Raw genomic sequence first — 14,935 nt, forward strand, 5'->3', positions numbered from 1 at the left:
AAGACCAGTATTGCAAACTGGCTATGGAATACAAGGCCAGTTTTCGGCGACGATGGATTCCATGATGACCCGAAGACTCACTCAACTCCTGATCGGCCTCGCGATGTACGGCATCTCCCTGGCCGTTTTCATCCGTGCCGGCCTTGGCTTGGACCCCTGGGATGTTTTCCACCAGGGCGTGGCCACCAAGACCGGTTTCAGCATTGGCGTGGTGGTCATCGCGGTCAGCTTTATTGTCCTCCTCCTCTGGATCCCGCTGCGGCAGATGCCCGGGATTGGTACCGTTGCCAACGCCGTTTTGGTGGGCCTGTTCGCTGACCTGGGGCTCTGGCTCATCCCGGCGGTCTCACACCTGGGCGGGCAAATTGCCATGCTGGCCGGAGCCGTGATCCTGAACGGCATCGCCTCTGCCTGCTACATCGGTGCACGATTGGGTCCCGGTGCCCGTGATGGCCTGATGACCGGGCTGGTTCGCCGTACCGGCTGGTCGGTGCGCCTGGTCCGCACCGGCATCGAAGTTACTGTCCTGGCTGTAGGCCTCCTGCTGGGCGGGTCCGTGGGCGTGGGTACCGTGGTCTACGCCCTGACTATCGGGCCGATCGTCCAAGTGTTGCTTCCCAGGTTCATGGTGCCCGAGCCCGTCCCGGCGCCGGGTTCGGATCCTGGCAGGGAAACAGCCACCACGGAAGCAGCGCCCGCAGCTTAGCGGCACGCCGGCACGTCCTCGCCGTACCGCAACCAGTCCGGCAGGTCCTGGGTCAGTGCGTCGCGGATGGCGGGCGATCCGGCGCTCCGCCAGTCGACGTCGTCGTTAATCTCGATCTCGTACTTCTTCCACTCGAACCAATTGATCATCTTCAACTGCGGATACTTTTGGTGCGTTTCGGCGGAGAAGACCTGGCGCCACCAAGCACGTTTGACCTCCAGCTCCGATGCCCCACCGCGCGCAGGGGTAAAGATCGCAGCGGTCTCCGGGACAGCCACAGGCCGGTCATGGTCCACGCCGTACACCTGGTAGAAATCCGGCACGGAACTGTCGTCGCCCGCCGTGCCGCTGTAGGTTCCGGTGAGCATGGCCAGGAACTTGCCCGGTTCAGCAATGTCGTTGTTTCCCCACGGGCGCTGGTTGCCCCAGTGGTACAGCGAGACTCCCACCCAGTCCACCGCGTCGTCCCCCGGATAGTAGGGGGCATACGTGTCGTCTGCCATGGTGAGTACGCCGTCATGGTTGGTATCAAGCGCTGCGAAGTCCGGGGTGCCCGGACGGGCCGCGTACTGGCCACCCGTGAACGGATAGCCGCCCCCATAATTTGGCGCCCACATCATGGACGTGCCCGGCGCCTGCGCGTGCACCGCGGCCGCCACCTTGCGGAAAACCTCCACGTAGCGGGTGGGCTGCTGGCCCCACGAATACCAGGAGCCGTTCATCTCATGGGCAAAACGTACGACGACGGGCGTCCCCTGATCGTTGATGGCGCGTAAGTCGGTGGCCAACTTGGCGATCACCTCGTCACTCATCGTCGCCAGGCCGCCGTGCGGCTCCAAGGTCAGGAGCAGCACCCCACCCGCCGCCCGGACCTGCGTCACGGCGTTGGTGGTGTGCGCCCACGTTTGGTCGTCGTAGGGAATGTCGGAGAACTGCACCACAACTGCGGGATCATGTCCTAGATTGGCCCGGTGTTCGGCAAGGGTTTCGGTGTTCCAATCCAGGTTGACCCCCAGTAGAACGCCATCTTTGGGGATAATCGATGCCGCATCTGCGGCCTTGCACAGAGACAACGCCTGGACAATGGGGACCACCTCCTTGGAAGCGAAACCCAGGCCGGTAGCCACCAGTGAGGTCACCAGCAGGGGAACAACCAGGCTGGCTCTCCTGCGTTTGCGGTCCGGGTGGCCGGTGAAGGCAGGGGGAGTGGGCTTCAGCCGTGGTGGCCTGGGCGCTAGCGCGGTGGCGCGGGCCATGTCAGCTCCACCCCAGGGTGCGACGCCGTCTTGGGAAGAGCCTGTGCCATCGGAACCCGGGCGCCAGGTGGCGTGCGCGCCCTGGTCCCAGGCCGCCGTCGACGGCTTCCTCCCGGGTTCCATAGATGCGGGTGACTTGCCCCAGATGAGCCTGGAGCCGGGTAGTTTCCAAGGCTGCGGAGCTGCCGAAAAGACGCAGGTCTCCACCGCGGGCGCGCAGGAGGTGCAACACCTCCAGGAGGCCAACGACGCCGGAAGCGCCGACGGTCGTCACCGCCGCCACATCCAGCAGGACCAGGATGGGCCCGTCAGTTGCGGCCTTTGCGGATTCCTGGCGAATGCCCAGGACGGTTGCTGCGTCCAAGGCGCCGGTGACGGTCAGGTCAATGCAGGAAAGGGACGTGGGCATGGTGTTTGAAACACGGGAAAGTGTGGACATGATGGTCGCTCCTGGCTGGGGGTTGGAACGGCGTTATGGGGATGTGTGGATCAGCGCCTGGCAGGCGGAGGGGTGAGCGTCGTTGGATTGATGACGCTGGGGAGTTCATCGGGTGTGGGCATGGGATCCACCTGTTCCTCTCCGGGGCCCCGGTACCTGGCGGCGCCGATGACCACGCTGAGCAAGGCAAGGTCCAATGCCACCCAAGCGAGGGTGATGAGCGTGGGGTACAGGGGCGCCTCGCCGGTAGCTGCGCGCGCTATGCCGATGCCCGACGAGACCACCAGGACAGCCATCGCCACCAGTTGAAGCCGGACGTGATGGTAGCAGCGTCCTGCCGCCTGCTTGCTTTTGGCCGTCACGGAGAACGTCAGGTGCTTGCCCAGGAAGACCGCGGCAGCACCGGAACAGGTCGCCGCGATCCATGTTGGAAAGAGCGCGAACGACCACTGCTGGCCGCGCCACAATCCCTTGGACCCGTTGCCTGCCACCTGGAAGAGGAGCTGGCAGGAAAGGAAGAACGGCAGGAACAGGCAGAAGAACACCACTGGACTCGCTGTGAGCGGGTACGTGCCGGCCACCAGGAACACTACCGGCGCCGCGATGTAGCTCAGTGCGGCAAAACCGTTCAGGTAACTGGTCATGGTCCCCAAATACATGAGGCGCTGGGCCAGGGTGAGCCCCCGCAGGAACAGCGGATTGTCGTTGAAAAACACCTGCATGGTCCCGGCTGCCCAGCGGTGGCGCTGGGACAGCATGGTGGACACATCCTCCGGGGCCAACCCGTGCACCAGGAGCTCGTGGTGGTAAACGCTGCCCCAGCCCATGGCGTGAAGGTGCATGGCCGTAGCCATGTCCTCCGTGATGGTGGTGGTGTCCATCGGGTGGATGGCCAACGCCTGGTCGGTATGGGCAACATCCACCGACTCCAGGACTGCGTCGAGTTCCGGCATGACGTCCTCCATGGCTTCCGGAACAGCCAACGCTGCGGCGTGGAAGGAAACCCGGAGCTCGAACGTGATCTCAGCCAAGACGTCGCCGCGGCGAAGCTGCTGTTCGGCACGGGTAACCGCTGCCATGGCCTGCTCCACCACCGGCATGGCGGCTGGATGGCGACGGCCGAGTTCCCCGTGCAGGTCCTGCAGCCGGGACCGGCCCCTGCGCAAAGCGCTCCAGGTGTGCTCGGTGGCGGTCCGGGTGTAGCGCGTCAGGCCCAGGGCCATGAGGGCTTCCCTGCGCAGGACAGCATTCGAACCGCAGAAAAACGCTGCGTCCCAACCGTCCTTGCCCTGCTGGATGGGGCCGTAGAACAGTTCGGCCTGGCTGCCCAGGGGGTCCCGGTCCGGAACATTCCAGAAATGTTGCGGCGTCTGGACGAACGCCACTTCCTCAGCATCGAAGTAGCCCATGACCCGGTCCAGGAACCGTGCTTCGGGGACCTGGTCCGCGTCCAGGATGGCCACGAACTCGCCCGTGGTCATGGACAATGCGTTGTTGACATTGCCGGCCTTGGCAAACCGCTGCCGACCGTCCCACTCGGGACCACGGGTAATGTATCCGACGCCGATCTGCCGGGCTGCGCTCGCAAACCCGCTGCGGTTCCCGTCGTCCAGGATCCACGTTTCGTGCGGATACTCAATGTCCCTGGCCGCAATCGCCGTCTTGAGGACAAGCTCAAGCGGCTCGTTGTAGGTGGCGATGAAAACGTCCACCGTCCGGCCCGGCAGGGCAGGCGGGGGCGGTGGCCGCCGTCGTGCATTCCACATGGTGACGGCGTACAGCGTTGACTCGCCCAGGCTGTACGTTTCCGCGGCCACGAGCGGCAGGGAGATCCACCACGCGTCCCACGCAACGGTTCCTGACCAGCGCCAACTGATGTAGATCAATCCAAAGGAAACCACGAGGACCGCAAGGATCCTTACCAATATCTGCTTGTGAATGCCCATGTTTAGCCTCCGGGTAACTGCTGGGGAAAAGGCAAAGGCACGGCAGGCTGTCCCTACGCCCTGAAGGCGAAGTTGGGAGGACACGGCTGACGCGCCTGGAGCATGCATCGTCGATGCTCAGAGGAAGGAATTCAGGTGCGAACGGAATTTCCCTAAGCCACGGACTTGTTGGGCCAAGCCGATGGTTCCTCTTTCCACTTTCTCCCGGCTGCATTTCGTCGCCGTTACGGGATTGATAAGTACTTTCGCGTTGATTATTTCCTGGGGGTGACATTTGGCGTGTCCCCACACCAAGGCCTTGCGCGCCGAATGGCAAGGCAGTCAGAGTTGCTGTCATGAAGCGACGACTCACACCCATGGTGATGGTCATCGTCGGATTTACGCTCATGGCGACACTCATCGCTCCTGAGCCTCCGGCGCTGGCGGCCGCCGGCATGCCGGCCCCTGGTGCGCTGGTGTGGAGCGACGAGTTCAACGGTCCCGCCGGCACCGCCCCGGACAACAGCAAATGGCTCCACGACACGGGAGGGTCCGGATGGGGCAACAGCGAACTGCAGTACTACACGGACAGCGCCCGCAACGCCGCCATGGACGGGAACGGAAACATGGCCATCACTGCTCGCCGCGAAAACCCGGACAATTACACCTGCCACTACGGACCGTGCCAGTACACCTCGGCCCGGCTATTGACCGCTGGTAAGTTCAGCCGCAACCAAGGACGCTTTGAAGCCCGTCTGAAGCTGCCTAAAGGACAAGGAATGTGGCCCGCGTTTTGGATGCTGGGCGACAACGTCTTCACAGATGGCTGGCCCAACAGCGGCGAGCTCGACGTCATGGAAAACGTCGGCAAGGAACCCGGAACCACTTGGGGCAGCATCCACGGTCCAGGCTATTCGGGCGCAAACTCGGTCAACGCCAGCTACACCCTGCCCCACGGCCAAGCTTTGGGAGACGCGTTCCACACCTTCACCGTGGACTGGGGGCCGGATTCCATCACCTGGTACATCGACGGCATTGCCTACTCACATAAGACCAAGGCCAGCGTTCCGGGGCCCTGGGCTTTCGACCACAATTTCTTCCTTCTGCTCAACCTCGCCGTCGGCGGCACGTGGCCCGGAGCGCCGGATCCGGAGACGGCGCTCCCGCAAACCATGCTGGTGGACTACGTCCGCGTTTACGACCTCGCACCCGCTTCGGCGCCACCGTCCGCCGCGCCCAGTGTCCGGATCCAGGGTTATGCGGGCAAATGCATCGACGTCGCCGGACGCCAGGCCATCGACGGTTCCCCACTCCAGTTGTGGGACTGCGACACTGCCGCGTCAGAACAATGGACTTTTGCGGGCAACGGGACCGTTCGGACGTTGGGCAAGTGCATGGACGTGGCGTGGGGCTCCACGGCCAACGGCGCCCAGATCCAGCTGACTGCCTGCAACGGAAGCGCGGCGCAGCAGTTCGTCCTCAACTCCGCGGGGGATTTGGTGAACCCACAGGCCAACAAATGCGTTGACGTCGCGGACTGGTCTGCTACGAATGGTTCACGCTTGCAATTATGGGATTGCGCCGGTTCGGCCAACCAGAAATGGTGGCGGACGGTGTAGAAAAACGTCCGACGGCGGCGCGCAGGCAGCGCGGGTCCGGCGACTATTGCTGGGGCGGCTGGGGAGCTTCCTGGAGTAGTCGGCGGGGCCCTGCGCGTAGTGCGTCGTCGTCGCGGCGGTTACCGATGCGCCCGGCCGGGACGGAGATACGGTGTCCGGCCGGGCCGCGGTCTCAGGGGCTGGGCTGGCAACGGCGGCCTGGCTACGGCGCGGGCTGGCAGCGTGGACAGAAGTAGATGTCCCGTTCCTCTGTTCCGTCGGGGCCTGCCAGGAGGCCGCGTCGAACCGTGGTGCCGCAACGCCTGCAAGGCTGGCGTTCCCTGCCGTAAACCCAGTAGCCGGGCCGCATGGCGCGCGGTCCCAAGGTCGTCCGGCGGCCAGGTCCAAGGTTTTCACCCAAAAGACGTTTGGCGTCGTTCACCGTTTTGGCGAGGTCGGGCACTTCACCCACCGGCAGTGCGGGGTGGATGCCGGAGAGGAAGCACGCTTCGCAGCGGTAAATGTTGCCGATGCCTGCAAGCTTCCTCTGGTCCAACAAAGCAAAACCTACTGTGACCTCCGGTTCGGCGCGGAGCCTGCGGAGTGCTTCTTCTTCGTCCCAATCGGGACCAAGGAGATCCGGGCCGAGGTGTCCGACGATCTTTTCTTCCTCCGCCGTCGGCACAACTTCCAGGATGCCCAGCGAGAACCCCACCGCGTCAGCCTCGGCCGTGCGCAGGACGCACCGTGCCGTGTGGCCGGGCTTGGTCCAACGACCACCCGGTGGGTAGATCATCCAGTTGCCCTCCATCTTGAGGTGGGAATGGATGGTCAGTTCCCGGGGCTTCCTGCTGGCACCGGGCGCCTCGTCAGCGGGCCCAACGAGACGCATGAGCAGGTGCTTGCCCCGGGGGACCACTTCCTTCATGGTCCAACCCGACAGGTTGAGGGTGGCGAAGCGCGGCACACGGAAGTCCGACGCCGTGATGACATGCCCGGCCAAAGCTTCGTTCAACCGTGACGCGGCCCGCCAAATGGAATCGCCTTCAGGCACGGATCCGCAGTCCCTTCGGAGTTGAGTATGCGCCTGCCGCCGCCAGGGCAACTGCGATGGGTGTTTCCAGGAGATCGTGGCCATTGACCTTCTCCATGAAGAGTTTGTCCACTGCTCCCCGCCGCACCACGTCCACCAACGCCTGGGCGGCAACCGTCAGCACTCCCTCGTCCTGGCTGAAAGTGAGCAGCGTCTTACCGCCGCGTTCCACGTAAAGGACCAGCGCGCCGTCGACCATGACCACCAGCGCCCCGGCTTTTCGCCCCGGGCGGTGGCCGGACCCGGCGTCGACGGACAGCGCCGGCCAGGGGAGCGCGGCACCGTAGGGGTTGGCTGGATCCGTGGCGGCAAGTGCCAGCGCGGACGGTTCCGCCTTGGAAATGCGGGCATCTTCTGTGAACGAGCGCAGGCGGTCCACGGTGGCGGGGACCGCGAACTGGGCAGCCCCCAAATGCTCGATGAAGTAGCCTCGGCGGCATCGCCCGGCTTCCTCAAGCCGTGCAAGGACTTTGTACATGAGCCCAAAGCTGCCCAGGATGTTCTCAGCCATCACCGAACCGCGGGTTACGACGCCGTACCTGTCCAGCAGCAGCTCAGCCGTGCCCCGGGCATGGATGGTGGGGTCCAGCTCCGGCGCAGGCAACGCGGACCAGCGGCCGACCGCGGAAGGCGGCGCGGGCGCAATGCCGCCCGTCACCGAACCGTAGCGGCCCCCGGTGAGGCCTGGAGATCCCAGCAGTCCCGTCCCGTGGGAACGGCCGAGCCTGCTCATGCGTGGTGCCCGCGCCCTCGGCGCCTTGGCGACCTGGCGGTGGGCTGTTTTCCCGCCGGCAATCATGGCACGGACGGGGGCGAATGTATCTCCAGTTACCCGCCCGGCCCAGACAAGGTCCCACAGCGCGGTCACCACGGCGTCATCGCTGAGCACCGTATCCATGCCACCAGCGACGTCCGTGAGTTGCCGGAAGAAGTAGCCGCCGCCCGCGCTGAAGTGCTCAAGGAGGCGCTGTTGGGCATCCCCCGGTTCGAAATCGGGAGAAGGATTGAGGGTCAGCTCCGCGGAGTCGGCAACGTGGAGGCTGATCCAGCCGTCGTTACCGGGCAGGGACCCGGCCCCGGACCAGAGGAGCTCCCCGGCGGCCATCAGTTCGTCAAGCATGGCGGGCTTGTAATCCGCCACCCGGCTCGCGAGTACCAACGGTTCCCATGCTGACGCCGGGATGGGCACGCCGGACAGCTGGTCCACGGCCGTGATGATTCCGTCCAGCCCGCGCAATGCCTGGCTCCGGGACTTGCCCGGTGTAGTCACGTTTTGCCACTCGGGAAGGAACCGACCATACGCGGCCGTGTCCACTGGTTCCACTTCGGCGCGCAGCGCAGCCAGTGACCGCCGGCGCAGTTTCCGCAGGACCTCGGCATCACACCATTCGCTCGCGGGAGGTGCATCGACGGACATGAGCTCGGGATCCGTTGCTTCGACGGCCTGCGGTTCGGCCACCGCATGCGGACGGAACTCGCCTTCCACAACGCGGCCATCGCCGGCCAATCGCTTCAGCGCGCCATTGACGACCGCAACCCCCAGCCCCAGCCGTGTGGCAGCCTCGGCCGCAGTAAACGGTACGTGGGTGCGGGCATACCGTGAAACGAGATCGCCCAGAGGATCGTGGACCGGCTCGATGAACGCCAGGGGTACACCCATGGGCAACGGGACGCCAATAGCGTCACGCAGCCGGGCAGCGTCCTCCACCGCAGCAAAGCGCTCGACGCCGCCAATGGTCACCTTGAGCGCGCGATTAGCTTTCTGGAGTGCAGCGAGGTGATGGCCGGCATCAGTAACAGTGCCATGTGGTGCTGCCGCGGGGGCTTCCTCGATGTGGTCAGGATCCTCGGGGTCCGTTGCCTGGTCCAGAGCCGCCTGCAGGGAAGGTTCGGGCTGTTCCTGTCCTTGAAGCCGTTCCGCCACTTCCTCGACACTGAGGGGGCCAAGCAGGCGCAACAGATCAGCGACGCCCTCCATGCCACGAACCCGCCTGTCAGGCAGAAGCCGTTGCAACTCCAGCTCCGTCCGGTCAATGACCGCCGCGTCCAGGAGTTCACGAAGCTCAACCCGCCCCAGGAGTTCGTTGAGGAGGGTGGAGTCCAGCGCCAAGGCAGCGGCCCGCCGCTCGGCCAGCGGCGAATCGCCCTCATAGAGGAACTGGGCCACGTAGCCAAACAGGAGGGACTTGGCGAACGGGGAAGGCTGCTGCGTGGTGGTTTCCACGATCCTGAGCTCACGGCGCTCCACCGACGCCGCAATGTCTTTGAGCGCGGGGAGATCATAAACATCCTGGAGGCACTCGCGGACTGCTTCGAGCACGATAGGGAAGGAAGGGTATTTCTTGGCGACATCCAGCAGTTGTGCAGAACGCTGGCGCTGCTGCCACAGCGGTTGCCGTTTGGCAGGGTTCTGGCGCGGCAACAGCAGAGCCCGGGCTGCGCATTCCCGGAACCGGGAAGCGAACAGGGCACTGCCGCCCACTTCGGCGGTGACGATCTGCTCGAGTTCGTCGGGATCGAACAGGAACAGGTCCGCCCCGGGTGGTTCGTCCTCCATCATGGGGACGCGCAGCACAATGCCGTCGTCCGCTGCCATGGCCGAACCATCCAGGCCGTACCGCTGCTGCAGGCGTTGACCCACGGCGAGTGCCCACGGCGCATGAACGGGCATCCCGAACGGGCTATGGAGGACAACACGCCAGTCTCCAAGTTCGTCATGGAAGCGTTCCACCACCAACGTACGGTCGCTGGGGACGATTTCCGTGGCTTCCTTTTGCTCCCTTAAGTACTGCAGGAGGTTGCTGGCAGCGAAGGCATCCAGCCCGCTGGCCTGGCAGCGTTCCATTGCGGGCGCCTGGTCGGCAGCTGAAAGTTCACGGATGAACGCGCCCAGTGCGCGGCCCAGGTCCACGGGGCGGCCCAGCGAGTCACCCTTCCAAAAGGGCAGCTTGCCGGGCTGTCCGAAAGCGGGCGAGACCAGTACGCGATCGTGGGTGATGTCCTCGATCTTCCAACTGGTGGCACCCAGGGCGAAGACGTCGCCCACCCGCGATTCGTAAACCATTTCTTCGTCGAGTTCCCCGACTCGTCGACCGCCCTTCGCAGCCCGGGCCGAGGCGGTGGGCTCACTTCCGTCAGCGTTACCGGGGGAGGAGGAGCCTTCAACCTCGGTGCCGATGATGTACACACCGAACAGCCCGCGGTCCGGGATGGTGCCACCTGAAGTGACGGCAAGGCGCTGTGCACCGGGCCGTCCCTCAATGGTTCCGGCGTGACGGTCCCAAATGATGCGGGGCCGGAGTTCGGCAAATTCGTCGGAGGGATAACGCCCGGCCAACAGGTCCAACGTTGCTTCAAAAGCGGAACGCGGAAGGCTCGCGAACGGCGCAGACCGACGCACTGTGCTGAACCAATCCTCCACGTCGATGCTGCCTAGGGCGGTGGCGGCAACTGTCTGCTGGGCGAGGATGTCGAGGGGGTTGGCGGGGATGCTCAAGCGCTCGATCTGGCCACTGAGCATACGTTCCACGGTGACGCTGGTATGCAGGAGGTCGGCGCGGTGCTTGGGGAAGAGCACGCCCTCCGAAATTTCGCCCACCTGGTGCCCGGCGCGGCCGACACGCTGGAGGCCGCTGGCCACCGAGGGCGGTGATTCCACCTGGATGACCAGGTCCACGGCGCCCATGTCGATGCCAAGCTCCAACGACGACGTGGCCACAACGCAGCGCAGCCTCCCGGATTTGAGGTCGTCCTCGATCATGGCCCGCTGGTCCTTGGATACCGAGCCGTGGTGTGCGCGGGCCAGGACAGGGTCCGCGCCGGTGGTGCTGCCTGCCTGCGCCATCATGTGGGCGGGAGTCGCTGTGGATGCCGGCACTGCTGCGGCGTCGTCCGGTGCCGCCCACGCTCCGCCTCCCACTGCCATGAGCTGGCGCTCGGCGTAGATCTCGTTAAGCCGGGCCGTTAGCCGCTCCGACAGCCTGCGGGAATTGGCAAACACGATGGTGGACTGCTTGGACAGGACCAGATCCACGATCTGTTCCTCCACATGCGGCCAGATGGAGGCCTGGGGTTGCAAACCCGAGGCCGGACCCGAGTCGAACGCCCCTGCCGCACCCTGGAGGTCCGACATGTCCTCAACAGGCACAGTAACTGTCAGGTTCCAGTTTTTCTTGGACGGAGGTGCGACGATCTCCACGGGCGCCTGGCCCGCCAGGAACTGCGCCACCAACTCACGGGGTTGGACCGTCGCAGAGAGGCCAATGCGCTGTGCGGGCTTCGGCAGGAGCGCATCCAGCCGTTCAAGCGATACCGCCAAGTGCGCACCGCGCTTGGTGCCGGCTACAGCGTGAACCTCATCAATGATGATGGTGTCCACTTCGCTGAGCGTTTCCCTGGCCCGGGACGTCAGCATCAGGAAGAGGGATTCCGGAGTGGTGATCAGGATGTCCGGCGGGTTGGTCAGCAGCGTTCGGCGATCTGCCGCCGTCGTATCTCCGGAGCGGACTCCGACCGTCACTAGCGGCGCCGGGAGCCCCAGCCGCTTGGCAGTCTGGGTGATGCCGATCAACGGTGCCCGGAGGTTGCGCTCGACGTCGACGCCCAAGGCCTTCAGCGGTGAGATGTAGAGGACACGGGTCTTGGTTTTGGGGCGCTTGGCGCGGCCTTTGCCGTTGGCTGGAACCGTTTCGAGCCCAGGCAGCGTATCAGTCGGCTTGGCATGCAGCCGGTCCAACGCCCACAGGAAGGCGGCGAGGGTTTTGCCGGAGCCAGTAGGTGCCACCACCAAAGCGTGGGAGCCGGAGGAGATCGCATTCCAAGCCCCATCCTGCGCGGGCGTGGGCTCGGAAAAGGCGCCTAGGAACCATTCCCTGGTTGCTTGGCTGAAACGGCTGATGGCGCCCTGCGACGCCTGCGGCTCCTGCATTCCTCCATCATGCCCCACGGCTCCGACAGAATAAGCCGGAGCCGCCGGAAGATGATCAGACTGCTTGGAATGCGGTGACCGTCAGGAGCTTGATACCTGCGTTGCTGCACGCATCGTGCGGTTCGGCCACGAACAAGGACGCAGTGTCGTTGGGCGGGTAGATACGGAATCCTGCCGCCGAAACCCGGGTGCAGTCGCCGTAATTGCCGGCCTGTGTGTAACGGATTTCTGCCCACGCAGACTTGCCCGGAGCCAGCTCAATCCTGGTGACGGGGGTGGTGGTTTCACGCGCCGCAGGCTCGCCGATCGGATCACCGCTGGCGTCTGCGGTCAGGGAAACACCGGCAAAACCCTCCAGGACGCAGTTCGTAGCGCCGGAGTTTGTCAGGATCAGTTTTTCGTAGACACTGCCTGCTGCTCCGCCGCCGGTTGCATCGGTTGTTGCAGTGAGCGATGCTGCCTTGCACAGCGCGGGAGCTGCGGGTGCGGCGGATGTGGCGGTCGCCGAGGGCGACGGCGTCGTCGTCGCTGTTTGGGAGGGCGTGGACGACGCCGACGCCGACGGTGTTGCGCTGGTGGGCGGGGCGCTGCTGGATCCCGCGGGGCTGGGGCTGGGCCCACAGGCCGCAAGGAGCAGCAATGATGCGGCTGCCGTCGTCGTCACAAGTCCGGTTTTGATGCGCTGAGTCCACATGGGCACCAGCCTTGCTTTGGCCGTCACGTGAGTCAATTCAGCCACGGCCAAGAGCACGGATTGGCGTCCGGATCGTGATATTCCGGACGCCAATCCGTGGGGGCACTACTTGGTGTCGGCCTTGACCGCGGCCGGCTTCGCCGAACGGCTGCGGAAGAAGGCAGCCCCGCCCAGGCCGAGCCCGGCAATGCCTGCGATCAGGCCCGCCCAGCTGCGGGCCTGGGAACCGTCGTCGGATACTGCAGATGCTTGTTCGGTGGAGACGGCGGGTGCCGCGTGGTGGTCTCCTGCGGCATCGGCGGCCGTGATGGTGACAGAGGGCGCGGGAGCCTTGAGCTCGTGCTCATCCTGGCCCTCCTTGGCGATTTCGGACCAGTCCGTCTGCCCCTGCTCACAGGTCTGGAGCGTGGGGAAGTAGATCGTCTTGCCTGCTGCATCCGGCAACTTCACTGACAAAACCAAGGCGTCACGCAGGTGTGGGTCCAAGGGGGTCTTGGCGGTGTAGACGATCTGGCTTGTGCGCTTGGTGATGGTGGTGCCGTCGTCCAGTTTCTTGGGCTCCGCGAGGGTTTCGCTGACCTTTTCGACCGTCCAGTTGGGATTCACAGTGGGCTGGGCGTCGGTCAATTCCTGGGGCAGGTTGATGGTCACCTTGGTGGTGGGGGAGGTGTCGCAGCCATGGGGAATGCCGAACGTCACCAGCGCGTACGAGTTCGCAGCGGTCTTGTTCGGATCGGCGGAAACGTGTGCGGATGCTCCCGCGAGGCCAGCCATCATCAGGGCGGCGGTTCCGCCGGCTACGGCGGTTGCGGACAGGGTACGACGGAGCGAGGACGTCTTCATGGGATTGCCTTTCGGGTGCGCTGTATAAGGCGCGGGGGTACGGGTATGGGGCCCGTCACCATGCAAGGCTTGTGCACGCTTTGCAGCGTTGGTGCCGGGCGGAACTAGGAAAGCGCGACGACGGCGGGAGGCCCGCGTCTGCTGTCTTGCCTGAGGTTCCGCCAAGGGCGGGGAATGAAGACGGTAGGAGCGCCGACGGCGATCGGTGACGCTCCGGCGTCGGGCCTGAACACCAAAGTGGGCAGCGCGAGCAGTGGCCGCAACCATGCCGCCAGCTGCCAAAGCGCATCCTCGCCCTTGGCCAGCAGGATCGCGGAGCCTACGACGGCAACAGCGTGTGCCAGCAGCATCAGGACACCAAACGTGCCGCTGAGTTCATGGACGTGGGCTGATGCAATGTCCAAAGCTGGGGGCGGGGTTTCCGCGCCGAGGTGGTGGCTGGTTCCTGGTGCTGCCGCCACGATCGGCCCGAGGGCCGTGAAGGCCTCGTGGAGCGCGAGTTGGCCCGCGCCCAAAAGCGTGACCAGGGTGACGATGTTGAGTTTGAAGCGGGTAGCCAACGTGGTGGTCAATGCTGTCAGCGCGATAAGCGCGAGCAGGACCGGGGCCGTGGGGAGTTCTCCGCCACCTGCGACGTGCGCTCCGGCTGCCAACAGGACAATCACCAAGGAGATGATGCCGGACCGGAATGCATGGAAGGGCGCCCGGGTCTGCGATGTGCGCACGGGTCCTCCCTCCATATTCTCTGATCGCCGACGTTGTCAGCGTCTTGATTCTATCGGGAGTTCGGAACCACCTTGGAACCGGATGGGTTGCTATGTGGACAACGGTGCCGAAGGGTTGGATCTCGCGGCTTTAGGGGGTCTGAAAGTCGCGGGAACTAAACCCTCGCGCGTCGAACAAACGTGGGTTGGGGAGGTTCGGGTATGTCCGTGGCCAAACCGGAACGCCGACGGCGGAGCTCCAGTTTCAGGCTCTCCTCGCCGCGCGCCATGGCCCAGTGATGGTTCGCCGAGAAAGCCGGTTTGAGGAGCCAACTGAGCCGGCGAAGAAGGGGCTTGGCCGTGCTGACCCGCCAGTCGTAGGTGATCACAACTTCCGGTCCGTCGGCCTCGAAGGTCCAGCGGCCGGTGCCATTGAGGTCTCCTGCGGCCGTGAGTGCGAAGCCGTCGATTGTGACTGGTTCAGTAACAGTGAGCCGCCAACGCAACGTGTAGGGGAGCCAGCCCTTGGTGTGGAGATCGTAAGAGGCTCCAACGCCGTCGGGTCCACCCGGAGTCAACGGCGTCACCGTGAGGTAGACAGCGGGCCACCATTGTTTGAGCGTCGCGGCGTTGCCGAGCACGTCCAGTACTTCCTCGCGGGTCCCCGCCACCCGCCAGACTGTGACGAATTCATAGTCGGTGCTTTTGCTTGTTCGTTGCGGTGACTTGGCCATGGTTGCCTCCATTCCC

General features: G+C 64.8%; 11 protein-coding genes. 2 read left to right on the top strand and 9 right to left on the bottom strand.

The genetic code is table 11. The features are described from left to right. The first annotated feature begins 61 nt into the window (after nucleotides 1–61). Nucleotides 62–706, top strand: coding sequence for a membrane protein YczE (gene yczE, locus QRM57_RS02155; RefSeq protein WP_284985391.1), 645 nt, complete (start codon nucleotides 62–64; stop codon nucleotides 704–706). Here yczE and QRM57_RS02160 read toward each other — a convergent pair. Genes QRM57_RS02160 through QRM57_RS02170 form a run of 3 tightly spaced genes read right to left on the bottom strand, consistent with a single transcriptional unit; the run spans nucleotide 703 to nucleotide 4,347 of the window. Continuing rightward, complete coding sequence (locus QRM57_RS02160) at nucleotides 703–1,962, bottom strand: glycoside hydrolase family 26 protein (RefSeq protein WP_284985393.1); 1,260 nt, start codon at nucleotides 1,960–1,962, stop codon at nucleotides 703–705. The two genes, yczE and QRM57_RS02160, sit on opposite strands and share 4 nt — an antisense overlap. Before the next feature lies 1 nt (nucleotide 1,963). Further along, nucleotides 1,964–2,401 (bottom strand): STAS domain-containing protein, encoded by a 438-nt coding sequence (locus QRM57_RS02165; RefSeq protein ID WP_284985394.1) that lies wholly within the window; start codon nucleotides 2,399–2,401, stop codon nucleotides 1,964–1,966. A 50-nt stretch (nucleotides 2,402–2,451) separates the two neighbouring features. After that, nucleotides 2,452–4,347 (bottom strand): glycosyltransferase family 2 protein, encoded by a 1,896-nt coding sequence (locus QRM57_RS02170; RefSeq protein WP_284985396.1) that lies wholly within the window; start codon nucleotides 4,345–4,347, stop codon nucleotides 2,452–2,454. A gap of 335 nt (nucleotides 4,348–4,682) precedes the next feature. Between QRM57_RS02170 and QRM57_RS02175 the strand changes: the two genes are divergently transcribed. After that, nucleotides 4,683–5,945, top strand: coding sequence for a ricin-type beta-trefoil lectin domain protein (locus tag QRM57_RS02175; protein WP_284985398.1), 1,263 nt, complete (start codon nucleotides 4,683–4,685; stop codon nucleotides 5,943–5,945). A 202-nt stretch (nucleotides 5,946–6,147) separates the two neighbouring features. Here the strand turns inward: QRM57_RS02175 and QRM57_RS02180 are convergent, their stop codons facing one another. The 6 genes from QRM57_RS02180 to QRM57_RS02205 form a co-directional block, all read right to left on the bottom strand. Beyond that, nucleotides 6,148–6,978 carry a DNA-formamidopyrimidine glycosylase family protein gene (locus QRM57_RS02180; RefSeq protein ID WP_257370424.1) on the bottom strand — a complete coding sequence of 277 codons (831 nt, stop codon included), beginning with the start codon at nucleotides 6,976–6,978 and terminating at the stop codon, nucleotides 6,148–6,150. Beyond that, nucleotides 6,971–11,944, bottom strand: a complete 4,974-nt coding sequence (locus QRM57_RS02185; protein WP_284985400.1) for an Lhr family helicase — start codon at nucleotides 11,942–11,944, stop codon at nucleotides 6,971–6,973. The genes QRM57_RS02180 and QRM57_RS02185 overlap by 8 nt, the downstream gene beginning before the upstream one ends. A gap of 55 nt (nucleotides 11,945–11,999) precedes the next feature. Next, nucleotides 12,000–12,638 (bottom strand): DUF4232 domain-containing protein, encoded by a 639-nt coding sequence (locus QRM57_RS02190; RefSeq protein ID WP_257370531.1) that lies wholly within the window; start codon nucleotides 12,636–12,638, stop codon nucleotides 12,000–12,002. A 105-nt stretch (nucleotides 12,639–12,743) separates the two neighbouring features. Then, a complete protein-coding gene (locus QRM57_RS02195) occupies nucleotides 12,744–13,481 on the bottom strand; it encodes a YcnI family copper-binding membrane protein (protein ID WP_257370422.1) in 738 nt (245 codons plus the stop codon). A 104-nt stretch (nucleotides 13,482–13,585) separates the two neighbouring features. Beyond that, nucleotides 13,586–14,206 carry a hypothetical protein gene (locus tag QRM57_RS02200; protein ID WP_284985402.1) on the bottom strand — a complete coding sequence of 207 codons (621 nt, stop codon included), beginning with the start codon at nucleotides 14,204–14,206 and terminating at the stop codon, nucleotides 13,586–13,588. A gap of 155 nt (nucleotides 14,207–14,361) precedes the next feature. After that, complete coding sequence (locus QRM57_RS02205) at nucleotides 14,362–14,919, bottom strand: SRPBCC family protein (protein WP_284985404.1); 558 nt, start codon at nucleotides 14,917–14,919, stop codon at nucleotides 14,362–14,364. Nucleotides 14,920–14,935: the final 16 nt, after the last annotated feature.

It is taken from the genome of Arthrobacter sp. fls2-241-R2A-172, assembly GCF_030208885.1.
Taxonomy (GTDB): Bacteria; Actinomycetota; Actinomycetes; order Actinomycetales; family Micrococcaceae; genus Arthrobacter.

What these genes read in the sequence shown, in the direction of transcription:
- QRM57_RS02185 (WP_284985400.1), bottom strand. Translation starts at nt 11,944, where the DNA reads ATGCAGGAGCCGCAGGCGTCGCAGGGCGCCATCAGCCGTTTCAGCCAA.
- QRM57_RS02195 (WP_257370422.1), bottom strand. Translation starts at nt 13,481, where the DNA reads ATGAAGACGTCCTCGCTCCGTCGTACCCTGTCCGCAACCGCCGTAGCC.
- QRM57_RS02205 (WP_284985404.1), bottom strand. Translation starts at nt 14,919, where the DNA reads ATGGCCAAGTCACCGCAACGAACAAGCAAAAGCACCGACTATGAATTC.
- yczE (WP_284985391.1), top strand. Translation starts at nt 62, where the DNA reads ATGATGACCCGAAGACTCACTCAACTCCTGATCGGCCTCGCGATGTAC.
- QRM57_RS02175 (WP_284985398.1), top strand. Translation starts at nt 4,683, where the DNA reads ATGAAGCGACGACTCACACCCATGGTGATGGTCATCGTCGGATTTACG.
- QRM57_RS02190 (WP_257370531.1), bottom strand. Translation starts at nt 12,638, where the DNA reads ATGTGGACTCAGCGCATCAAAACCGGACTTGTGACGACGACGGCAGCC.
- QRM57_RS02160 (WP_284985393.1), bottom strand. Translation starts at nt 1,962, where the DNA reads ATGGCCCGCGCCACCGCGCTAGCGCCCAGGCCACCACGGCTGAAGCCC.
- QRM57_RS02165 (WP_284985394.1), bottom strand. Translation starts at nt 2,401, where the DNA reads ATGTCCACACTTTCCCGTGTTTCAAACACCATGCCCACGTCCCTTTCC.
- QRM57_RS02170 (WP_284985396.1), bottom strand. Translation starts at nt 4,347, where the DNA reads ATGGGCATTCACAAGCAGATATTGGTAAGGATCCTTGCGGTCCTCGTG.